Raw genomic sequence first — 19,958 nt, 5'->3', positions numbered from 1 at the left:
CATCCTCTGTACATTCCCCGAATGGGGAAGGTTGCACCAATGCAGACTAGCCCCTATCATGGCGCGGATTTGTCCGTTCCAGAACCCCTCTTCGACGGGGCCGGTTCACTCTTTCTTTGGCCAAGGTTAATCTCATGCTCAAGTCCCCACTGTTGCCCCGTTTCGGGGATCTGGTCGTTGCCATCGTTGACGATGTGCTGGGTCAGGGTCTTACCCTCGACCGCGCCTATGCACGTCACTTCTCCGGCATCGAACTCAAACCGCAAGAACAGGCAAGGATTGCCCTGGTCACCGGCGATCTGCTGCGCCGCCTCAGCCTCTACTGCTTCCTCACCGGCATCCAGGTCCGTCAGGCGGAGAAGAATGTCTGGCCGCTGCTACACAGCTGGCACGCCTTCCACAAGATAGATCAGCCCAACCACCCGACCCTGGATCGCTTCAACGAGGAGGCGTTCCGCCGCCGCCTGACCGAGGCCAAGAAGAACCCGGTGCTGATGGACGGCTGCCCTGCCTGGCTGGAAAAACTCGGCAGCGAGCAACTGGGCGACGCCTGGCCGGCCGAGCGTGCCGCCCTGGCCTGGATGCCCAAGCGTTACCTGCGGGTCAACACCCTCAAGTGCACCCGGGACGAGCTGCAAGCCATGCTGGCCAAAGAGCATGTCACCACAGTGCCCGTCGACGGAGTGGAAACCGCCCTGCAAGTGACCTCGGACGCCGCCCTGTTCCGTACCCAGGCCTTTGCCGACGGCTGCTTCGAGCAGCAGGATGCCGGCTCCCAGCTGGTAGCCGCGGCCCTCGACGTCAAGCCCGGCATGCGGGTCATCGACGCCTGTGCCGGTGCCGGCGGCAAGACCCTGCACCTGGCCGCCATGATGCAGGGCAAGGGCCGTCTGCTGGCCATGGACGTGGAAGAGTGGAAACTGGAGAACCTCAAGCAGCGCGCCCGCCGCGCCGGTGCCCACAACGTGGAGACCCGGGTCATCACCAGCAGCAAGACCGTCAAGCGCCTTAAAGAAAGCGCCGATCGCGTGCTGCTGGACGTCCCCTGCTCCGGCCTTGGCGTGCTCAAGCGCAACCCGGATGCCAAGTGGCGCGACACCGCCGAGCGCCTGCCGGTGCTGGTCGCCCTGCAAGAGGAGATCCTGCAGCGCTACAGCCAGATGGTGAAGGTGGGCGGCCTGCTGGTCTACGCCACCTGCTCCATCCTGCCCGAGGAGAACCGCCAGCAGGTGGACAAGTTCCTCGCCGCCAACGAGCACTTCCGCCTGATCGGCGATCACAACGTCAGCCCGGCCGAGACCGGCTTCGACGGCTTCTACATGGCGCGCCTCGAGCGCATCGCTTGATGTCTGTCGTGGGCACAAAGAAAAGGGGAGCCAATGGCTCCCCTTTTTGCATGGTATGAATGCGGCCTTATTCGGCGGCAGCGTCATCCTGCTTGTGCTTGGCGGCAGTGTCCTTGATCAGGGTCTGCAGCTCGCCGGCCTGGAACATCTCGATCATGATGTCGCAACCACCGACCAGCTCGCCCTCGACCCACAGTTGCGGGAAGGTGGGCCAGTTGGCGAATTTCGGCAGCTCGGCGCGGATGTCCGGGTTCTGCAGGATGTCGACATAGGCGAAAGGCTCGCCGCAGGACATCAGGGCCTGGGAGGCCTGGGCAGAGAAACCGCAGCTGGGCAGCTTGGGGGATCCCTTCATGTAGAGGATGATGGGATTCTCAGCCAACTGCTGTTTGATCTTTTCAATAGTTTCCATAAATGCCTCACTGGAGCGATTTCGGCGGCCATTCTACTGCAATCCGGGCAGACCACAAACTGGCAAACCGTTGCGAATGAAAGAAGTCATGCATCAATACGCCGCAGCTTGATCCGGATCATGGCAAGAATCAAGGGTTGTTCGCCCATCTTTGATACTGCTACAATCGACGGGCTTTGGGCCGTCTGGCCCCCTCATTTCAAGAACAATTCTTTTCAAGATAGAAAAGAGTACGCAATGTCTTGCAACCGTCGCCTTCGCACGGACCAGCCAATGGAGAGTAGAAAATGGCTTTCGAACTTCCCGCTCTGCCCTATGCAATCAATGCTCTGGAACCGCACATCTCCCAGGAAACTCTGGAATACCACCATGGCAAGCACCACAACACCTACGTGGTCAACCTGAACAACCTGGTGCCGGGTACCGAGTTTGAAGGCAAGTCTCTGGAAGAGATCATCAAGACCTCCACTGGTGGCGTCTTCAACAACGCTGCCCAGATCTGGAACCACACCTTCTACTGGCACTGCCTCTCCCCGAACGGCGGTGGCGAGCCCACTGGCGCCCTGGCCGATGCCATCACCAAGGCCTTCGGCTCCTTCGCCGAGTTCAAGGATGCGTTCACCAAGTCTGCCATCGGCAACTTCGGCTCCAGCTGGACCTGGCTGGTGAAAAAGGCTGACGGCTCCCTGGCCATCGTCAACACCTCCAACGCCGGTTGCCCGCTGACCGAAGCCGGTACCACCCCGCTGCTGACCGTCGACCTGTGGGAACACGCCTACTACATCGATTTCCGCAACCTGCGTCCGAAGTACATGGAAACCTTCTGGGCCCTGGTCAACTGGGAATTCGTGGCCAAGAACCTGGCTGCCTGATAAGCCTTTCTTGCCAAAACGCCCCGCACTTGCGGGGCGTTTTTTTATGGTCGAATACCTGCCATCGACAACAAAGGCGCCCGCAGGCGCCTTGTGGAAGATGACCGTGCTTACTGGTCTATCTCGTCCATGTAATCGTCGAGGTTGCCATCATCAGCCGCCTCTGGCTTCTGCTCCTGGAGCTCGGGTTTGCGGCCCGTCACCTTGCCATCGTTGTACTGCAAGTAGAAGTCCTTGGTCAGGGCGTAAGGATCCAGCGCGTTGTCGATGATGCGCTCCTGATCGATCAGCTTGGAGCGGGTACCGAGGCCATCCAGCGCCCAGTGCACCACCTTCAGCGGGAAGGTCAGCAGGGCATAGGGGAAGTAGATGGTATCGATGGTATCCCCAACCAGTTGCCGGGTGGTGGTGGGACCGTAGACCGGCACCATCAGATAGGCGCCATCCCCGATGTCGGCCTTGCCGAGCACGGTGTCCATCTCCAGCGTGTTGCGAGCCAGGCCCGCATGCTTGGCCACGTCGAACAGACCGAGCAGGCCCACAGTGGTGTTGAGGGTGAAGCGGCCCAGGTTGGTACCGGCCCCTTTCAGATCACCCACCAGCAGGTGGTTTACCATGCTGCTCGGCTCGTCGAAGTTGTCCACGAAATTCTCGATGCTGTCCCTCACCCCTTGCGGAACATAGCGGGCATAGCCGTGTACCACGGGGCGCGCCACATAGGGCTCCAGCACGTCATAGTTGACGGCCCACATGGCACGGTTGGGCCCCTGGAAGGGGTCGCGAGGATCGCTGGCCGTGCTGGATGCCCCGGGGCGGCTCGGGGTCTCGCCGAGATCCAGGCTCTCCGGGCCCGGCTTGGGAGGGCCGCCCGCACAGCCCGCGAGCAGCAATGCCACCGCCAATGCTCCTGAACGCAGATACATATGAAAGTCCTAAGATTTTTTTGGGTATTGATATGAATTATACAGGGGGCCCACCCCAAGGGGTGGGCCAAAAGCGTATTAGAGGGCGTGATCGATGCGGATGTCAATCGGCGCTGTGGGGATGGTGCTGGTCGGCACGGTGACAGAAACCCCTTCAAAGGCGCCTTCCTTGTTCATGACGTTGCCGCCCCGGGAGAGTCGCGCCTTGAACTGTAGCTCGGCATGGGCCGCCAGCTTGCTCCCCTCCATCATGGCATCCCCGTCCCCCAGGGAGAGGGTGAGCGGGAGATGCGGGCCAGCAATGCGCTTGACCGCGATGGGCATGGGCGGACCGTTGGGGATCACCGCAAAGACGAACAGATGGGCATCTTCCGGCATCTTTATACCCGGCGCCAGGGTGATGTGCAGGGGGAACTCCCCCTCTTTCACCGCCAGCACCTCGGCTTGTGCCTGGCCTTCGGCAGACGGGGTGGTCACGGCGATGCCACGCTGGCCAAGCTGCTGCCTGGCGTACACCATGGAGCGCTCCACCATGGTGTAGCGGGCCGAGCCCGGCTCCAGCAGCGGCAACATCCCCTGCCAGCGGTCGAGGGCGGTCTGGAAATCCTCTTTTTGCAGGGCCATGAAGGCGTGGACGGAGCGGGCCTCGATGTTGGCCGGGTCCTCGGCAATGACCGCCTGCAACAGCTGATCCGCACGGGCTTCCTCCCCCGTCATCATCAGGGCCTGGGCATAGGGCACCGCCACCATGGCCTTCTGGGGCGCGAGGGCGTAAGCACGCTCCAGCGCCTCGCGGGCCATCTCGGGATCATTGCCATCCAGGGTCAGGCGCCCCAGCAGCAGCCAGCCGCGATAGTCGTTCGGTTCTTCTTTCAGCCGGGTTCGCAGGGCCAGGGTGAAGTCCAGCAGATCCTGCTCGGTCACCCGGGCGTCGCGCTCCACCAGGATGCGGTTGCTGAGCTCCCCCAACCGGCTGCTGGCATCCTGCCAGCGGCTCACCTCCTGCCAGGCGCCGAGCTTGGCGTAGAGGCCGATGCTCACCACCGCCAGCACCAGCACACCGGGGATCCAGATCAGGCTCTTGCCGCCACGGGCGGTCTGCTCCACGTCGGGAATGTCGTCCAGGAGGCTGCGCTGCAGCTCCACCAGGGATTCCGGCTCCTCCGCCAGTGTCCCCTGCTCCCGCTCTTCCCCTATCTCCAGCAGGCGCTGGCGATAGAGCTGCTTGTTGAGGGCCGAGCGACTGATGCTCTGCCTGCCCTCGCCGCGCCACAGCGGCACGATCAGCGCCAGGCTCGCCAGCACCAGCAGGGCCGCACCCAGTATCCAGAATGGGGTCATGGTTTCTCTTCCTCTTTGAGCAGGGCGGACAGCCTGGCCTGCTCTTCTGCACTCAGGGTGCCTTCAGGCTGTTGAAAGGGAGCAGGGGCATGGCGGCGGCTTCGCACCACCACGGTGACGACGCCAATCACGATGACCAACAAGGGGCCAAGCCAGAGGATCAGGGTCGAGGCCATCAGGGGGGGATCATAGAGAATGAAGTTGCCGTAGCGGGCCACCATGTAGTCCACCACTTCCTGCTTCTCCTTGCCCTCGCGCACCATCTGGTAGGTCTTGTCCCGCAGATCCTTGGCAAGCCCGGCGTTGGAATCCGCGATGTCCTGGTTCTGGCACTTGGGGCAGCGCAGCTCCTTAGTCAGCTCGCGAAAGGTCTGCTCCTGGGCGTCGCTCTCGAAGGTGTAGACATCGATGGCGGCGCGGGCCTGTCCGGCACAGACGAGACCGGCCAGCAGCAACAGGGATGCAATCAGTGTTTTCATCGGGGAGGCCTCACTTCATGGCATCGAAGATGGGTTTGAGGGTACTGGCCCAGACGTCTGGGTTGATGTCCCCCACGTGGCGATAGCGGATGATGCCCTGGCTGTCGATGAAGAAGGTCTCGGGCGCGCCATAGACACCGAGATCCAGCCCCAGCATGCCGTCCGGATCGTAGAGGTTGACCTGGTAGGGATTGCCAAGCTCCGCCAGCCACTTGATGGCCTTGTCACGCTCGTCCTTGTAGTTCATGCCGACGATGTAGATCCCCTGCCCCGCCAACTCCTTGAGGTAGGTGTGTTCCCCGTAACAGGTCGGGCACCAGGTGGCCCAGACGTTGAGCAGCATGGGGCGCCCCTTGAGGATACTCCTGTCGTGCTGCTTGCCCAGGTCATAGATGTCCTGCAGGGTGAACACGGGCACCTCCTTGTCCACCATCACGGATTCGAGCTTGGTGGGATCGGAGTAGAGCCCCTTGAACAGAAACACGGCCCCCATCAGGAAGATGATGAAGGGCAGCAGATAGAGCCAGGTCTTCTTGCTCATGCCTTGGCCTCCTCGTCACGACGTCCGAAGCGGTAGCGCTTGTCCAGCATGGCCAGCACGCCGCCGAGGGCCATGAAGACGCCGCCGAACCAGATCCAGCGCACGAAGGGCTTGTAGTAGATCCGTACCGCCCAGGCGCCGTTGTCGAGCTGCTCGCCGAGCGCCGCATAGAGATCCCGGGTAACCCCCGCATCGATGGCCGCCTCGGTCATCGGCATGCGGCTCACGGTGTACATCCGCTTCTCGGGCTTGAGGAGGGCAACCTGCTTGCCATCCCGGTGCACTTCCAGCACGCCCTTGAAACCGTCGTAGTTGGGGCCGTTCTTCTCCTTGATGCCGGTGAAGACGAACTCGTAATCGGCGAACTGGACGCGATCGCCGGCCTGCATCCGCAGGTCCTTCTCGATGCTGTAGTTCTGGGTGCAGGCGATGCCGATGATGCTGACCGCGAGCCCCACGTGCCCCAGGATCATGGCCCAGTGGCTGTTGCCAAGCTTGCGCACGCCGGTGGCAAAACCGTGTTTGTGGGTGGCCCGCGCCCAGGTCTCCTGCACGCTGGTGGCGATGATCCAGACGCCAAGCCCGATACCGAGCGCAGCCCAGGGTTTGAACGCCTCGGCAAAGAGTTTGGGCAACAGCAGAGCCGCGGCCAGGCTCAGCACCAGGGCGAGCATCACCTTGCCCTTGAGCTCACCGAGATCCTGGCGGCGCCAGCGGAACAGGGGGCCCACCCCCAGCAGCAGGGCGAAGGGGATGATGAGCCAGCTGTAGATGTGGTTGAAGAAGGGGGTACCGATGGAGATGCTGCCAAGCCCCAGCTCCTTGTGCACCAGGGGCAACAGGGTGCCGAGCAGCACGGTGAGCAGGCCCGCCACCAGCAGGATGTTGTTGCCAAGGAGCAGGGTCTCGCGGCTCCACAGCTCATGCTTGCCGTGGCTCTTCACCTGGGAGCCCTTGAAGGCGAACAGCAGCAGGGAGCTGCCTATCACCGCCAGCAGGAAGCCCAGGATGAACAGACCCCGGGTCGGGTCCGAGGCAAACGCATGGACCGACACCAGCACGCCGGAACGCACCAGGAAGGTGCCTAGCAGGCTCAGGGAGAAGGCCGAGAGCGCCAGCAGCACGGTCCAGGCCTTGAAGGTGGCGCGCTTCTCGCTCACCGCGAGGGAGTGGAGCAGGGCCGTGCCCGCCAGCCAGGGCATGAAGGAGGCGTTTTCCACCGGGTCCCAGAACCACCAGCCGCCCCAGCCGAGTTCGTAATAGGCCCACCAGGAACCGAGCACGATGCCCAGCGTCAGGAAGACCCAGGCCGCCATGGTCCAGGGACGGGACCAGCGCGCCCAGGTGGCGTCCAGACGCCCCGTCATCAGGGAGGCGATGGCGAAGGCGAAGGCCACCGAGAAGCCCACGTAGCCCATGTAGAGCATGGGGGGGTGGAAGATGAGACCGGGATCCTGCAGCAGCGGATTGAGATCCCGCCCGTCCACCGGGAAATACGGCAGGGTGCGGGTGAAAGGATCCGAGGTGAACAGCACGAAGGCGGTGAAGCCCACCGAGATAAGGCCGAGCACCCCGAGTACCCGCGCCACTGCATCGAGCGGCAGGCGGCGGCTGAAGAGGGCTACCGCCGCCGTCCAGCCCCCCAGGGTCAGCACCCAGAGCAGCAGCGAGCCTTCATGGGCTCCCCACACCGCCGAGATGCGGTATTGCAGGGGCAGCAGGCTGTTGGAGTTGGTGGCCACGTACTGCACGGTGAAGTCGTTGTCGATAAAGGCCCAGGTGAGGCAGAGAAACGACAGCAGCAGCAGCAGGAACTGGCTGTAGGCGAGCGGGCGGGCCGCCGACATCATGCCAAGACGACCGAGATGGGCCCCGATCAGCGGGTAACTGCCCAGCAGCAGGGCGGTGGCGAAGGCCAGGATCAGTGAGAACTGCCCTAATTCCGGGATCATTGACTATTCCCTCTCGATTGCACGGAGAAACCTGCCGATTTGGCGGTATAAAGAAGTGAATTCTTGGCGCATACCGGCATCATTGCTTGGCTCCCTGCAACTGCGCCTCTGTGTATTCGGGCTTGAAGTGCATGCCGTTGGTGGCGTCGGCCACTTCCGGCGGCATGTAGTTCTCGTCGTGCTTGGCCAGCACCTCGAAGGCGGCGACCGTGGTGGCATCCTTGAGGGTGCCCTGGGCGACGATCCCCTGCCCTTCCCGGAAGAGATCCGGCAGGATGCCGTCAAACTCCACCGTCACCAGATGGCCGCCGTTGTCCACCAGCTTGAAGGCTACCTTGAGGCTCTGGGGATCCCGCACCACAGACCCCGGCACCACCAGGCCACCGATGCGCAGGCGCTGCCCCTCCTCGGGCTTGATCTTCTCCGGCCCCTTCCCTTCCACCAGCTCGCTCGGGGTGTAGAAGAGGTCGATGTTCTGGCTCAGGGCATAGAGCACCAGGCCAGTCACGCTGACAAGGCCCAGGCTGATGGCCAGGATGATGGTGAGGCGTTTCTTGCGGCGCGGGTTCATAGGGTGTTCTCCATCTGCTGGGCCGCCTTGCGGCGTGCCTCCCGAGCCTGCTTGTTGCGCAGTTCGCCAAGCAGGCTGCGGGTCTTCAACCGGGTGGAAATGACGATGCCGACCAGGCAGAGCAGGGTCAGACCGAAGGAGAGCCAGACGTAGAAGGCATAGCCTCCCATGGCCATGAAATCACTGAACGAGGCAAAGTGCATGCTTACTTCTCCTGCCTGGCGATGTCGGCGACCCAGGGGCGGTGCCACTCCCGCATCAGCAGCTCATTGCGAAAACGCATCAGGGTCAGGGCACCGAGAAACGCGGCGAACGCCAGGATCATGATGAGCAGCGGCCACAGCATCTCGGGGGAGATGGAGGGTTTGTCAAACTTGGTGATAGTGGCCCCCTGGTGCAGGGTGTTCCACCACTCCACCGAGTAGTGGATGATGGGCAGGTTGATCACCCCGACCAGCGCCAGGATGCCGGCGGCTCGGCCCGCCACCACCTTGTCGCTGAAGGCGTTGTAGAGGGCGATGACACCCAGATAGAGGAACAGCAGGATGAGCTCGGAGGTGAGCCGGGCATCCCACACCCACCAGGTGCCCCACATGGGTTTGCCCCAGGCGGCGCCGGTAAAGAGGGCGATGAAGGTGAAGACGGCCCCCACCGGGGCGATGGCCGCCACCGTCATGTCTGCCATGCGCAGTTGCCACACCAGGCCGATGAAGGCGGCCACCGCCATGGTGGAGTAGGCGCCCATGGAGAGGATGGCGGAGGGTACATGGATATAGATGATTCTGAAAGAGTCGCCCTGCTGGTAATCGGCGGGTGCAAAAGCCAGCCCCCAGACGGTGCCGATGATGAAGGCAAGCAGGCTTGTCACAGCAAACCAGGGCAGCAGGGTGCCGGCCAGCCCATAGGCGCGCTCGGGTTTGGCATAAGGGTGCAACCATTTCCACATAGCTCACGAAACCTTTCAGTTATTAATTTTTAAGTGGCGAGGGCTACCATACCCATGGGGGAAAAACATCATATCCCCCGAAAGCAATAAGCAACCATCCCCTTGATCTATCTCAACTATCTCGCCCCTAACAAGGCTTCAAACGAAAATCTTTTCGCCAAATCAATCAGTTGACACTCACCCGCAGCGCCGCCGAGATGGCCAGGGGCGTCAGGGTCAATGCCCCCACCAGCATGGCCCCCAGGATGGCGAGCTGACCGGCATAGGGCAGTCCCATGCTGGCCGCGTCGATGGCGGACGTGGCGAAGATAAGCACCGGAATATAGAGCGGCAGCAGCAACAGGCTGAGCAGCACGCCCCCCTTACGCAGCCCTGCGGTCAGCGCCACTCCGACCGCCCCGAGCAGGCTCAGCACCGGCGTACCGAGCGCCAGGGTGGCCACCACGGCCAGATAGGTCTTCAGCTCCAGGGAGAGCAGGATGGCGAGCAAGGGGGAGACCAGCAACAGCGGCAGACCGGTCAGCAACCAGTGAGCGATCACTTTGGCCAGGGCCAGCAACCCCAGGGGATGGGGCATCAGCATCATCTGCTCCAGGGCGCCGTCACTGAAGTCGTCACGAAACAGCCGCTCCAGGGAGAGCATGGCCGCCAGCAGGGCCGCCACCCAGATGATGCCGGGAGCGATGCGTGCCAGCAACTGGGGCTCGGGCCCGATCCCCAATGGAAACAGGGTGATGACGATGAGGAAGAACCAGAGCGGGTTGAAGATGTCGGCGCGCTGGCGCAGGGCCATCAGCAACTCGCGGTGAATAAGGTGTATGACGGCGCGCAGCATGGGCTACTCCTGCAACAGCGAGGTCAGGGAGAGAGTCTTGAGCCGCCCCTGCATCAGGGTCAGATCCTGGTGGGTCGTAAGGACCACCATGCCCCCCCTGTCCGCGTGGGCGAGGAACAACTGCTCCAGCACCCTGACCCCCTGCTTGTCGATGGCGGTGAAGGGCTCGTCCAGGATCCAGAGCGCCGGTCGCTCGCTCAGCCACAGCCTGGCCAACGCCACCCGTCGCTGCTGCCCGGCGGAGAGCTGTCCCGCGGGATAGTCTTCGAAACCGGCGAGGCCGACCTGGGCCAGCACCCGCCAGAGATCCACGCCGTCCCCGGCAGGGCCATGAAGCTTCTGGTAGAAGGAGAGATTCTCAAGGGGGGTCAGGGTCGCCTTGACGCCGGGCTGATGGCCCAGGTAAAGCAGGCTGGCGTGGTATTCATCCCGGCAATGGCGGATATTCTCTCCATTCCAGCACACCTCGCCAGCAAAGGGCTGGGAGAGGCCGGTGAGCAGGCGCAATAGGCTGGTCTTGCCCACCCCGTTGGGCCCCTCAATCTGCATCAAATCCCCGGCACGCACCGCGAAGGAGAGATGTTCAAACAGGGTGCGATCTTCACGCACGCAGCTCAGATTGTTCGCTTGAAGCAGCATGGGGATGTAATCGTTGAAAATGAGGCGGCCTGCATCTTAACACAGGATCCGGAGGCGTCTTTTCAAAGATGCCAATAATCAACAGGATTTGTGGGGAAGATCGCGCCCCCACCAAAGAGATTGATGCCAAAGGATTATCCACCGTCCCGGCATCAAGAAAGAGGTGGCCACGGGCCGAACAGAAAGCGGGGAGGCACCGGCCTCCCCGCGACACATCCGTCAGCTGCGCCCCTTTCGCAGGGAAATAAGCAGCTCCGCTTCCGCCTGGGGCAACTCGCACTCGCTCATCACCTCGTCCAGATCGGCACCAAGCTCCACCATCTTGGCGGCGCGGCTGTAGAGGCGGCGCTCCGGATCCTGCAACGTCAGCTCCTGCTGGCTGTCGTGGATCTTCTGCATGGCCCCTTCTGCGGCTTGCAGACGCTGACCCATGCCGATGGCACCCGTGTGCAACTCCATCATCTGCTTGCGCAGACTCTCGAGCTGCCCCTGCAGCGCTTCCACCCTGGCCTCGGACTCTCGCTGGCGACGACGGTGCCCCAGGATCCCGTAAAGGGCCAGCACCAGTGCGAGCAAGGACAACCCCAAGGCTGCAAATTCAATCATCAAACCATCACCTTACCGTCACAGGGAGGCGGACAGGTGCCATCGCCCCCGTCCGCACGTTCCCGTCCCTGTTACAGGGAACCAATGTCTTCCCACTCTTCGTCGGAGAGCAGCTTGTTGAGATCCACCAGGATCAGCAGTTGGCCGTCACGGTTGCTGACGCCCTGGATGAACTTGGCGCTTTCCTCGGTGCCCACCGCCGGGGCGGCATCGATCTCGGAGGAGCGCAGATAGACCACCTCGGCCACGCTGTCCACCATGATGCCGATCACCTGCTTCTCCGCCTCGATGATGACGATGCGGGAGTTCTCGCTCACATCCCCGGCCGGCAGGCCGAAACGGGAGCGGGTATCGATGACGGTCACCACGTTGCCACGCAGGTTGATGATGCCCAGCACGTAGTCAGGTGCACCCGGGACCGGAGCGATCTCGGTGTAGCGCAACACTTCCTGAACCTGCATCACGTTGATGCCATAGGTCTCGTTTTCCAACTGGAAGGTCACCCACTGCAGCACTTCGTCTTCGGCCAGATTCTGTGCAATATTGCGCTTCTCTGTCATCTTCTTGATCCTTGTATGAACCCGTCAACGGGTAAAATTAGCAATAAAACCATGGCGATGCCGACGTTGTCAGCGGCCTTCGATGTTCACGCCCCGGCCAAGCAGCAGCAAGAGCTCCCTGACGTGCAGCAGGGCACACATCTTCTCCTTGACCATGCCGGCCAACCAGGGGCGCTTGCCCTCCTGATGGCGCCACTTCACCTGGTCCCGGTGCAGCAGTTCTGTGCCCTTCAACTGGTGACAGGCCAATCCCCAGGGTGATTCTCCCAGCATAATCAGATATTTGTAATCGTCCATCTCCAGATGCTGGCCCGGCATGACCCACTGGGCCGTGTCCACCACGTTCATCTTCTGCTCGCGGGAGGTCATGATCCCCTTGTACCAGCCCGGTTGGCCGAAGAGAGAGGTCACCTCCCCCAGTTGATGGATGCCCCCCAACTCGGTCAGAGGCACCGCAAACGTCACCCCGGCCACATCGAAGAAGAGCGCCTGAAACTCGTTGCCGGTATCCAGGTTCTCCCAGGTCGACGGTGCGGGCGCCGCTTCGAGGGCGGGCGCAGGTTCTGCCACCGCGAGGGCGACGGGCTCGACCTCCTCCGCCACGGCTTCCACCACCGGCTCTGCCAGGGCGACCAGAGGCTCACTGTCAACCACCTCCGCCTCGAGCTGGAATGGCTCGACATGCACCTCTTCGTGGCTCAGGGCATCCATCTCGAACTGGACCTGTCCCACCTGGGCAAGCAGCTCGCTCAGCTGGGCCAGTCGGGTATCGGCTTCAAGATAGGGGGTGGCAGCCACCTCCGGCACGGCGACGGTCTGACGTTGCAACGCAGGGGCCGGTGCTTCGTCTTCGGGATCTTCCCGCAGCAGGGCATCGTCCAGCAGCAGGGAGTGGAAATAGTCGTCCATGGCCCGAACCTGGGTGGTCTCTCTCACGGCATCACCTCCTGGGTCCGTTGACGCTCCAGCGCGTCGAGATGGTTGAGCAGGGTCTCATAGGCATAGGTGCCCCGGCTGCCCGGTGCATAGATGGAGGGAGGAATGTGCACCAGACTGGCATCCCTGAATTTGGTGTCGATGGGAATGACCGCATTCCACACCGCCTCCCCATACTGCTCCTTGATGGACTGCAATGTCATCAGGGAGGCGCGGGTACGCTTGTCAAACATGGTCGGAATGATGGTGTAGCGAAACTTCTCCCGCTTGGAGCGCTGCATGATCTCGAAGGTCTTCATCATCCGCTCCAGCCCCTTGAGGGCCAGGAATTCGGTCTGCACCGGCACCAGGATGCGATCGCAGGCCGCCAGCGCGTTCACCATCATGACCCCCAGCACCGGCGGACAGTCGATGAGCACGTAGTCGAACTGATCCTGCACCCGCAGCAGAGCGCGCTTGAGCACCAGCCCCATCCCTTCCCGGTTGCCCATCACCCGATCCAGCGTGGCCAGGGTAATCGAGGCGGGCAGCAGGCTGATGTTCTCGAATCGGGTCTTGAGGGTCATCCGGTTGACCAGCTCGGCGCTGGGTTTGGCCGCCTGGAACAACTCGTACAGGGTGCCTTCCAGCCTGTCCGAGTCGAAATCGAGATAGGAGGTCAGGGAGGCGTGGGGGTCGGTGTCGATCAGCAGTACCCGCTGGCCACGCTGGGCCAGAATGCCCGCCAGGGAGACGACCGTGGTGGTTTTACCGACTCCACCCTTCTGATTGGCAACCGTCCAAACAATCACTGTATCAATCCTGCCTTGTTGTTATGCGTATGCCCCCACCGGGCAGCGCGATCACCCTGATCTTTTCACTGTCGACACTCTGCGGTGCGTCCTGCACCGGCGCCACCGTCAGCGGTTTGACGGGGGCTGGCGGCACCCAGGCGAACCTGGATATGGCGACCACCACCTTGCGATTCTGTAATCGTCCCTGCTCGGTGCCATTGTCGACGAAGGGGGAAAACTCTCCGTACGCCTCGTAGGCGAGCCGACCGGGAGCCACCCCCTTGCCCACCAGGGCATTGAGCACTGCCTCGGCGCGGGCCGCTGACAATGTCCAGTTGGAGCGGAAAATTTCGTTGTTTATCGGTTGGTTATCCGTGTAGCCCCGCACCCTGACATAGTTATCGACCGGTTTGAGAATACCTGAAAGCGTATCGAGCACGGGGGCGGCATTGTTACCCAGAAAAGCGCTGCCACTGTTGAACAGGAGACCTGAACTCAGCTCCACCGTCAGCCAGTTGTCATCCTGCGCAAGCTTCACCACCCCCGCATCGACCAGGGCGCCCATGGACTCCTGGATCTGCATGTCGATCTGCGCAAGAGCCGTGCCATCTTGCGAGACGGGCGTACCCGTGATGGGGGCACGCGAGGGGGACGCAGAGGCCTGGCTCTCCAGCAGGCTGGGGGCGGCCGACACCGGGTTGTCCAGCAAGGAATTGCCCCGCCCTTCCAGCAGGCCATCGCTGCGCGGCGCCTGGTTGAAGGCCTGGGTCATGCCCTCGATGACGGCGCGGTACTCCTCCTTGTTGACGATGGCAACGGAGTAGAGCACCACGAAAAGGGCGAAGATGAGCGTCATGTAATCGGCATAGGAGACCAGCCAGCGATCGAGATGCTCTCGCCCTTGCAGGTGCAAACGATAGCGCTTGCGCATGGCTACTCCCCTTTCAGATAAGCCCGTAACCGCCTTTCAACCTGCGGGCCGTTCTCCCCGTGGGCGATGGCCAGAAGCCCCTCCAGGGTCATCTCCTGATAGAGGCCGTAATGGTAGTGGAAGGCGCGCAGCCGATTCGCAATCGGCAGATAGAGCAAGTTGGCAAAGCCCACCCCGTAGATGGTGGCGACGAAGGCCACGGCAATGCCCGCCCCCAGGGTGCCTGGCTCCTCCAGATGAAACATGGCCTGGATGAGGCCAATCACGGCCCCGATGATGCCGATGGTGGGGCTGTACCCGCCCATGGACTCGAACACCCTGGCCGAGTGCTCGTTGCGCTCCTGCTCGATGTCGATGTCCGCCTCCAGCAGGCTGCGGATATCCTCGATGGAGACGCCATCCACAATCATGGAAAGCCCCTGGCGGGTGAAGGGATCGGGCTCGGCCTCGGCCTGGTTTTCCAGCGCCAGCAAGCCTTGCTGGCGGGCGAACTGGGCCCACGTCTTCAGGCGCTCGGCCTGCTCCGCAAGATCCAGCTGCGGCGGAAACAGCATCCAGGTCGCCTGCCTCAGGGCACTGAGCAGGTACCTGCGGGGAGTCTGCAAGATCACCGCCCCCCAGGTTCCCCCGACGACGATGACAAAGGCCGGGCCATCCAGCAGGGTCAGCAGGCTGCCGCCATGCCACCACTGGGCGATGGCGACGGCCCCCAGCGCCAGCACCAGGCCGAGCATGCCCATGGTCAGCGACCCAACTCGACCAGAATGCGCTGGGCCACCCGATCCAGCGGCAGGGATTCGCTTGCTATGCCCGCCTTGGCAACGGCCTGGGGCATGCCATAGACCACGCAGGAGGCTTCATCCTGCGCCCAGATGGTCGCCCCCTGCTCCTTGAGCAGACGGGCACCGTCGCGGCCATCCGCGCCCATGCCGGTCAGGACGATGGCCAGCACCTTGTCGCCATAGGTCTTGGCGGCGGAGGCGAAGGTGATGTCCACGCAGGGTTTGTAGTTGACCTTGTCATTGCCATCGATGATGCGAAGACGGGCACCGGGCCCGCGCCCTTCCAGCAGCATCTGCTTGCCACCGGGGGCAAGATAGGCCTGACCCGGCTTGAGCACGTCGCCGTCCTGCGCCTCCTTGACGCCTATCTGGCACAGCCCGTTGAGGCGGGCGGCAAAGGCAGCGGTGAAGGTAGCTGGCATGTGCTGGATCAGCAGAATGGGATGAGGGAAATCCCCCGGCAGCTTGGTCAGCACGTTCTGCAGTGCCACCGGCCCGCCGGTGGAGGTACCGATGGCAACCAGCTGGTAACTCTTGCCGCTGCGCTTGAACGCGGCGGGAGCCGCCGCTGCCCGCGCAGGCTCGGGCTGGCGTTCGGCCAAGGGACGATTCAGGGTCCCCGTGAGGGAGGGCCGGACGGCAGGCTCGGGGGCACGGGGCCGGGTCGCCATCAGGAAGCGTTTGCGAGCGATCTCCTTGACCCGCTGCTGCAGCAGGTTGACGGCTTCGTCCTTGTCCCGGGCGATGTCTTCAAACTTCTTGGGCAGAAAATCGAGGGCGCCCGCATCCAGCGCATCCAGTGTTGCCTTGGCTCCCTCGTGGGTCAGGGAGGAGAACATCAGGATGGGGGTCGGACACTTGGCCATGATCTCGCGCACGGCGCTGATGCCGTCGAGCACCGGCATTTCAATGTCCATGGTAATGACGTCGGGCCGCAACTGCTGCGCCTTGTCTACCGCCTCCCGCCCGTTCTGGGCCGTGTCGATCACCGTCATCAGGGGATCCTGATTGATGATTTCGCTGACCCGACGGCGGAAGAAACTCGAATCGTCGACCACTAATACCTTGACTGCCATTGATATTCTTTTAACTCCTTGAGCCTGGCGCTCAGTGGCGACGGGCATAGGCCTTGAGCAGGCTGGGCACATCCAGAATGAGGGCGATGCCGCCGTCGCTGGTAATGGTGGCGCCGGCCATGCCGGGGGTACCTTGCAGCAGGTTGTCCAGGGGCTTTATCACCACCTCTTCCTGACCGATGAGGTTGTCTACCACGAAGCCCACCTGCTGGGTCCCTATCTGGACGATGACCACGTGACCCTGGTCCTGGCGGGCCGTCTTGCCGGCACCGCGTACCAGCCACTTGTGCAGGTAGAACAGCGGAATCGCCTTGTCACGGACGATGATGGTGAGCTGGCCATCCACCACGTTGGCCTTTTTCAGATCCAGGTGGAAAATTTCATTCACGCAACCGAGGGGCAGGGCGAAGGTCTGCTGACCCACCTCCACCATCAGGGTCGGCAGAATGGCCAGGGTCAGGGGAACCTTGATTTCGAGACGGGTGCCCTTGCCCCAGGTGGAATCGATGTGTACCGAGCCATTGAGGCTGACGATGCTGGTCTTCACCACGTCCATGCCCACTCCACGGCCGGAGATGTCGGAGATCTCCGACTTGGTGGAGAAGCCGGGGGCGAAGATCAGGTTGTAGGCATCGTTGTCGCTCATGCGCGCCGCGCTGTCAGCATCGAGCACGCCACGGCTGATGGCGATGGACTTGAGCTTCTCCGGGTCCATCCCTGCGCCGTCATCCTCGATGCAGAGCAGAATGTGGTCCCCTTGCTGGGAGGCGCTCAGGGTGATGGTGCCCTGACGGGGCTTGCCCGCCTTCTCGCGCACGTCCGGCATCTCGACGCCATGGTCGCAGGAGTTGCGCACCAGGTGAACCAGGGGGTCGGCCAGGGCCTCCACCAGGTTCTTGTCCAGATCCGTGTCCTCACCCACCATCACCAGCTCGATCTCCTTCTTGAGGGTACGAGCCAGATCGCGCACCACGCGCGGGAAGCGGCCGAATACTTTCTTGATAGGCTGCATGCGGGTCTTCATGACCGCGCCCTGCAGATCGGCGGTCACGACGTCGAGGTTCGCGACAGCCTTGGACATCTCTTCGTCATTGCTGGCGATGCCGAGGCTCACCAGGCGGTTTCTCACCAGCACCAGTTCGCCCACCATGTTCATGATGACGTCCAGGGTCTTGGTATCCACCCGCACCGTGGTATCGCTCTGTACCGCACTGCTCTCGGCGGGAGCGGCCTGCTTGGCAGGGGCGGCCCTGGCTGGCGCTGTGGGCTCTGCCGGCGCAGGTTTGGCGGCCACTGGCGCCTTGGGCGGCGTCACCGGGGCTGCGGGGGCAGCGGGTGCCGGGGCCTTGGGTTCGGGCGCAGGAGCAGGTGCCAGACTGTGCTGGGGCGCCTGGCCACGGCCGTGCAGTTCATCCAGCAGGCGCTCGAACTCATCGTCGTCGATGAGCTCGTCCACCTCTTTCTGGACCGACTGCAGGGGGGCCAGATCGGGGGCACCACCGTGCTGGCCCTGACCATGGAGCTGGTCGAGCAGAGCCTCGAATTCGTCGTCTGTGATGTCACCTGAACCGCTCAGCACGGGGGCGGCAGAGACCGTCGGCGCTTTGCCGACACCGTGCAGCTCATCGAGCAGGCGTTCAAATTCGTCGGCGGAGATCTCGTCGATGGAGCCACCGCCATTGACGGCGACAGGCGCCACCTCGGCGATGACCTCGGGTTCTGGTGCGGGTTCGGGCTCAGGCTCGGGTTCTGGCTGGGCCGCCACGCTGGCGGTACGCAGCTGCTCCTGCCCTTCCGGCTTGCACAGCTCGTGCAGATCGTGCAGCAGATCGGGAGAAGCGGGGCTTATCTCTTCGCGGTTCTGGACCTGGGCAAACATGACGTTGATGGCATCCAGCGCCTGCAAGATGACATCCATCAGCTCGGCACTGAGGGTCCGCTTGCCGTTGCGCAGCATGTCGAACAGGTTCTCGGCACCGTGACAGACATCCACCAGTTCGGTGAGGGAGAGGAAGCCCGCTCCCCCCTTGACGGTGTGGAAGCCGCGGAAGATGGCGTTCAACAGGTTCTTGTCATCGGGCCGCTTTTCCAAGTCGACCAGTTGTTCAGACAACTGTTCCAATATTTCTGATGCTTCGACCAAAAAGTCTTGCAGTATGTCTTCATCAACTTCGAAGGCCATGCGTCACTCCATTAGAATCCCAGGCTAGACAGCAGATCGTCCACATCATCTTGACCATTGACCACATCTGAGCGGGTCTGCGGGTTCATGATGGGGCCTTCCGCCTCGATGCCGCTCACTGGCAGGCTACGTGCCGAATTGTCGCTAACGCCCTCACCGAACATGGTCAGCATCTCTATCAACTTCGTTTCAACTTCCTGCACCAGTTTGATCACCTTGCGGATCATCTGACCGGTCAGGTCCTGGAAATCCTGAGCCATCAGAATTTCCGTCAGCAGTTGTCGTAACTTATCGGCATCCGTCTCAGAAGCCTTAATAAAATCATTCAGTTGATGGCACAGCGCCTTGAATTGACCCAGCTCGAGATCCCGGCTCATCAGGGCATTCCAGTTGGGCATGACCAGCTGAATGTTGTCGTTGAGTCGATCGGCGATGGGAAGGCTTGCCTCGACCGCATCCATGGTGCGATTGGCCGCCTTGTCCGTCATGTCGATGACATAGCTCAGACGCTCCCGGGCATCCGGGATCTCATGGGTGGCCAGGTCGGGGATCCTGGGATCCAGGCGAAAATCCTGCAATGAGTTGTGCAATTGGCGGGTCAGCTGCCCCACCTTGTCAAACAGGGCCGCCGCATTGGGGGCGCACACATCGGCGAGGATGGTATCGGCCTGTTCAAACTCTTCCCGCTCCAGGTGGGCAACCAGCATCCTTGCCTGGTCAAGCGAGATCATGGCACTCGTTTTGGCCTTCATCCCTGCCGCTCCTTAGCCGATACGTTCAAAGATTTTGTCGAGCTTCTCTTTGAGGGTGGCAGCGGTGAACGGCTTGACGATATAGCCATTGACCCCGGCCTGGGCGGCTTCGATGATCTGCTCGCGTTTGGCTTCGGCAGTCACCATCAGAACCGGCAGGTGCTTGAGCTTGTCGTCGAGGCGAATCGCCTTGAGCAGGTCGATGCCCTGCATGCCAGGCATGTTCCAGTCGGTGACCACGAACTGGAAGTCGCCATTTTTCAGCATCGGCAACGCCGTGTTGCCATCGTCTGCTTCATGGGTATTGTTGTATCCCAGGTCACGCAGCAAGTTCTTGATAATCCGGCGCATCGTTGAAAAGTCATCGACGATGAGGATTTTCATGTTCTTGTCCAAAGTTCCTCCTAAATAGCCGCCAAGACGGCTCACTTACATGATGCAGATCGCAGGTTTTATGGTGCGGATTATGCCTTAGAGTTGTGCTCCAGTGTAGCCAGTACAAC

Annotated in this window: 23 protein-coding genes; 2 read left to right on the top strand and 21 right to left on the bottom strand. The window is 62.1% G+C overall.

The window, feature by feature from the left end:
- Nucleotides 1–134 precede the first annotated feature (134 nt).
- Nucleotides 135–1,346, top strand: a complete 1,212-nt coding sequence (locus tag AB7E19_RS18125; protein ID WP_010673956.1) for an RsmB/NOP family class I SAM-dependent RNA methyltransferase — start codon at nt 135–137, stop codon at nt 1,344–1,346.
- A gap of 67 nt (nt 1,347–1,413) precedes the next feature.
- On the opposite strand, the gene AB7E19_RS18120 is transcribed toward AB7E19_RS18125, so the two are convergent.
- A complete protein-coding gene (locus AB7E19_RS18120) occupies nt 1,414–1,758 on the bottom strand; it encodes a Grx4 family monothiol glutaredoxin (protein ID WP_322131420.1) in 345 nt (114 codons plus the stop codon).
- Between the two features lie 287 nt (nt 1,759–2,045).
- Between AB7E19_RS18120 and sodB the strand changes: the two genes are divergently transcribed.
- Complete coding sequence (gene sodB / locus AB7E19_RS18115) at nt 2,046–2,630, top strand: superoxide dismutase [Fe] (protein ID WP_010673954.1); 585 nt, start codon at nt 2,046–2,048, stop codon at nt 2,628–2,630.
- Between the two features lie 110 nt (nt 2,631–2,740).
- On the opposite strand, the gene AB7E19_RS18110 is transcribed toward sodB, so the two are convergent.
- The 20 genes from AB7E19_RS18110 to cheY form a co-directional block, all read right to left on the bottom strand.
- Nucleotides 2,741–3,553: an MlaA family lipoprotein gene (locus AB7E19_RS18110; protein WP_029314176.1), complete on the bottom strand. Its 813-nt coding sequence runs from the start codon at nt 3,551–3,553 to the stop codon at nt 2,741–2,743.
- A gap of 78 nt (nt 3,554–3,631) precedes the next feature.
- A complete protein-coding gene (gene ccmI, locus AB7E19_RS18105) occupies nt 3,632–4,894 on the bottom strand; it encodes a c-type cytochrome biogenesis protein CcmI (RefSeq protein ID WP_322131419.1) in 1,263 nt (420 codons plus the stop codon).
- Entirely contained in the window at nt 4,891–5,373 is a 483-nt protein-coding gene (locus AB7E19_RS18100; protein ID WP_113979059.1) for a cytochrome c-type biogenesis protein, read from the bottom strand. Before AB7E19_RS18100 ends, ccmI begins: the two co-directional genes overlap by 4 nt.
- 10 nt (nt 5,374–5,383) lie before the next feature.
- Entirely contained in the window at nt 5,384–5,914 is a 531-nt protein-coding gene (locus AB7E19_RS18095) for a DsbE family thiol:disulfide interchange protein (protein ID WP_041215578.1), read from the bottom strand.
- A complete protein-coding gene (locus tag AB7E19_RS18090) occupies nt 5,911–7,866 on the bottom strand; it encodes a heme lyase CcmF/NrfE family subunit (protein WP_427936134.1) in 1,956 nt (651 codons plus the stop codon). Before AB7E19_RS18090 ends, AB7E19_RS18095 begins: the two co-directional genes overlap by 4 nt.
- A 79-nt stretch (nt 7,867–7,945) precedes the next feature.
- Nucleotides 7,946–8,437 carry a cytochrome c maturation protein CcmE gene (gene ccmE / locus AB7E19_RS18085; protein WP_052815847.1) on the bottom strand — a complete coding sequence of 164 codons (492 nt, stop codon included), beginning with the start codon at nt 8,435–8,437 and terminating at the stop codon, nt 7,946–7,948.
- Entirely contained in the window at nt 8,434–8,640 is a 207-nt protein-coding gene (ccmD, locus tag AB7E19_RS18080; protein ID WP_039039901.1) for a heme exporter protein CcmD, read from the bottom strand. The genes ccmE and ccmD overlap by 4 nt, the downstream gene beginning before the upstream one ends.
- A gap of 2 nt (nt 8,641–8,642) precedes the next feature.
- Nucleotides 8,643–9,383, bottom strand: a complete 741-nt coding sequence (locus tag AB7E19_RS18075) for a heme ABC transporter permease (protein ID WP_010673946.1) — start codon at nt 9,381–9,383, stop codon at nt 8,643–8,645.
- Nucleotides 9,384–9,549: 166 nt separating this feature from the next.
- Nucleotides 9,550–10,218, bottom strand: coding sequence for a heme exporter protein CcmB (gene ccmB, locus AB7E19_RS18070; RefSeq protein ID WP_010673945.1), 669 nt, complete (start codon nt 10,216–10,218; stop codon nt 9,550–9,552).
- Nucleotides 10,219–10,221: 3 nt separating this feature from the next.
- Nucleotides 10,222–10,857, bottom strand: coding sequence for a cytochrome c biogenesis heme-transporting ATPase CcmA (ccmA, locus tag AB7E19_RS18065; RefSeq protein WP_039039903.1), 636 nt, complete (start codon nt 10,855–10,857; stop codon nt 10,222–10,224).
- Nucleotides 10,858–11,076: 219 nt separating this feature from the next.
- On the bottom strand, nt 11,077–11,463 hold the full coding sequence (locus tag AB7E19_RS18060; RefSeq protein ID WP_010673943.1) for a DUF2802 domain-containing protein: 387 nt from the start codon (nt 11,461–11,463) through the stop codon (nt 11,077–11,079).
- Nucleotides 11,464–11,534: 71 nt separating this feature from the next.
- The gene (locus AB7E19_RS18055; protein ID WP_010673942.1) at nt 11,535–12,023 is read right to left on the bottom strand and encodes a chemotaxis protein CheW; all 489 of its coding nucleotides are present in this window, start codon (nt 12,021–12,023) and stop codon (nt 11,535–11,537) included.
- 69 nt (nt 12,024–12,092) lie between these two features.
- A complete protein-coding gene (locus AB7E19_RS18050) occupies nt 12,093–12,959 on the bottom strand; it encodes a chemotaxis protein CheW (protein ID WP_134996663.1) in 867 nt (288 codons plus the stop codon).
- Nucleotides 12,956–13,750 carry a ParA family protein gene (locus tag AB7E19_RS18045; protein ID WP_010673940.1) on the bottom strand — a complete coding sequence of 265 codons (795 nt, stop codon included), beginning with the start codon at nt 13,748–13,750 and terminating at the stop codon, nt 12,956–12,958. Before AB7E19_RS18045 ends, AB7E19_RS18050 begins: the two co-directional genes overlap by 4 nt.
- 4 nt (nt 13,751–13,754) lie before the next feature.
- Nucleotides 13,755–14,663: an OmpA family protein gene (locus tag AB7E19_RS18040; RefSeq protein ID WP_134996662.1), complete on the bottom strand. Its 909-nt coding sequence runs from the start codon at nt 14,661–14,663 to the stop codon at nt 13,755–13,757.
- Nucleotides 14,664–14,665: 2 nt separating this feature from the next.
- The gene (locus AB7E19_RS18035; protein ID WP_164882629.1) at nt 14,666–15,403 is read right to left on the bottom strand and encodes a flagellar motor protein; all 738 of its coding nucleotides are present in this window, start codon (nt 15,401–15,403) and stop codon (nt 14,666–14,668) included.
- A 2-nt stretch (nt 15,404–15,405) separates the two neighbouring features.
- Complete coding sequence (locus AB7E19_RS18030; RefSeq protein ID WP_236276424.1) at nt 15,406–16,521, bottom strand: protein-glutamate methylesterase/protein-glutamine glutaminase; 1,116 nt, start codon at nt 16,519–16,521, stop codon at nt 15,406–15,408.
- A gap of 31 nt (nt 16,522–16,552) precedes the next feature.
- Nucleotides 16,553–18,703 carry a chemotaxis protein CheA gene (locus AB7E19_RS18025; RefSeq protein WP_322131889.1) on the bottom strand — a complete coding sequence of 717 codons (2,151 nt, stop codon included), beginning with the start codon at nt 18,701–18,703 and terminating at the stop codon, nt 16,553–16,555.
- A gap of 11 nt (nt 18,704–18,714) precedes the next feature.
- Complete coding sequence (locus AB7E19_RS18020) at nt 18,715–19,455, bottom strand: protein phosphatase CheZ (RefSeq protein WP_041212633.1); 741 nt, start codon at nt 19,453–19,455, stop codon at nt 18,715–18,717.
- A 12-nt stretch (nt 19,456–19,467) separates the two neighbouring features.
- Complete coding sequence (cheY, locus tag AB7E19_RS18015) at nt 19,468–19,839, bottom strand: chemotaxis response regulator CheY (RefSeq protein ID WP_425278782.1); 372 nt, start codon at nt 19,837–19,839, stop codon at nt 19,468–19,470.
- Between the last annotated feature and the right edge of the window lie 119 nt (nt 19,840–19,958).

This window comes from Aeromonas sp., assembly GCF_050252055.1.
Classification (GTDB): domain Bacteria; phylum Pseudomonadota; class Gammaproteobacteria; order Enterobacterales; family Aeromonadaceae; genus Aeromonas; species Aeromonas caviae.
This window is presented reverse-complemented; position numbering and strand designations above follow the sequence as displayed.

Excerpts from the sequence above, each read along its gene's own strand:
- AB7E19_RS18125 (WP_010673956.1), top strand. The coding sequence starts at position 135 with ATGCTCAAGTCCCCACTGTTGCCCCGTTTCGGGGATCTGGTCGTTGCC.
- AB7E19_RS18120 (WP_322131420.1), bottom strand. The coding sequence starts at position 1,758 with ATGGAAACTATTGAAAAGATCAAACAGCAGTTGGCTGAGAATCCCATC.
- sodB (WP_010673954.1), top strand. The coding sequence starts at position 2,046 with ATGGCTTTCGAACTTCCCGCTCTGCCCTATGCAATCAATGCTCTGGAA.
- AB7E19_RS18110 (WP_029314176.1), bottom strand. The coding sequence starts at position 3,553 with ATGTATCTGCGTTCAGGAGCATTGGCGGTGGCATTGCTGCTCGCGGGC.
- ccmI (WP_322131419.1), bottom strand. The coding sequence starts at position 4,894 with ATGACCCCATTCTGGATACTGGGTGCGGCCCTGCTGGTGCTGGCGAGC.
- AB7E19_RS18100 (WP_113979059.1), bottom strand. The coding sequence starts at position 5,373 with ATGAAAACACTGATTGCATCCCTGTTGCTGCTGGCCGGTCTCGTCTGT.
- AB7E19_RS18095 (WP_041215578.1), bottom strand. The coding sequence starts at position 5,914 with ATGAGCAAGAAGACCTGGCTCTATCTGCTGCCCTTCATCATCTTCCTG.
- AB7E19_RS18090 (WP_427936134.1), bottom strand. The coding sequence starts at position 7,866 with ATGATCCCGGAATTAGGGCAGTTCTCACTGATCCTGGCCTTCGCCACC.
- ccmE (WP_052815847.1), bottom strand. The coding sequence starts at position 8,437 with ATGAACCCGCGCCGCAAGAAACGCCTCACCATCATCCTGGCCATCAGC.
- ccmD (WP_039039901.1), bottom strand. The coding sequence starts at position 8,640 with ATGCACTTTGCCTCGTTCAGTGATTTCATGGCCATGGGAGGCTATGCC.
- AB7E19_RS18075 (WP_010673946.1), bottom strand. The coding sequence starts at position 9,383 with ATGTGGAAATGGTTGCACCCTTATGCCAAACCCGAGCGCGCCTATGGG.
- ccmB (WP_010673945.1), bottom strand. The coding sequence starts at position 10,218 with ATGCTGCGCGCCGTCATACACCTTATTCACCGCGAGTTGCTGATGGCC.
- ccmA (WP_039039903.1), bottom strand. The coding sequence starts at position 10,857 with ATGCTGCTTCAAGCGAACAATCTGAGCTGCGTGCGTGAAGATCGCACC.
- AB7E19_RS18060 (WP_010673943.1), bottom strand. The coding sequence starts at position 11,463 with ATGATTGAATTTGCAGCCTTGGGGTTGTCCTTGCTCGCACTGGTGCTG.
- AB7E19_RS18055 (WP_010673942.1), bottom strand. The coding sequence starts at position 12,023 with ATGACAGAGAAGCGCAATATTGCACAGAATCTGGCCGAAGACGAAGTG.
- AB7E19_RS18040 (WP_134996662.1), bottom strand. The coding sequence starts at position 14,663 with ATGCGCAAGCGCTATCGTTTGCACCTGCAAGGGCGAGAGCATCTCGAT.
- AB7E19_RS18035 (WP_164882629.1), bottom strand. The coding sequence starts at position 15,403 with ATGGGCATGCTCGGCCTGGTGCTGGCGCTGGGGGCCGTCGCCATCGCC.
- AB7E19_RS18030 (WP_236276424.1), bottom strand. The coding sequence starts at position 16,521 with ATGGCAGTCAAGGTATTAGTGGTCGACGATTCGAGTTTCTTCCGCCGT.
- AB7E19_RS18025 (WP_322131889.1), bottom strand. The coding sequence starts at position 18,703 with ATGGCCTTCGAAGTTGATGAAGACATACTGCAAGACTTTTTGGTCGAA.
- AB7E19_RS18020 (WP_041212633.1), bottom strand. The coding sequence starts at position 19,455 with ATGAAGGCCAAAACGAGTGCCATGATCTCGCTTGACCAGGCAAGGATG.
- cheY (WP_425278782.1), bottom strand. The coding sequence starts at position 19,839 with ATGAAAATCCTCATCGTCGATGACTTTTCAACGATGCGCCGGATTATC.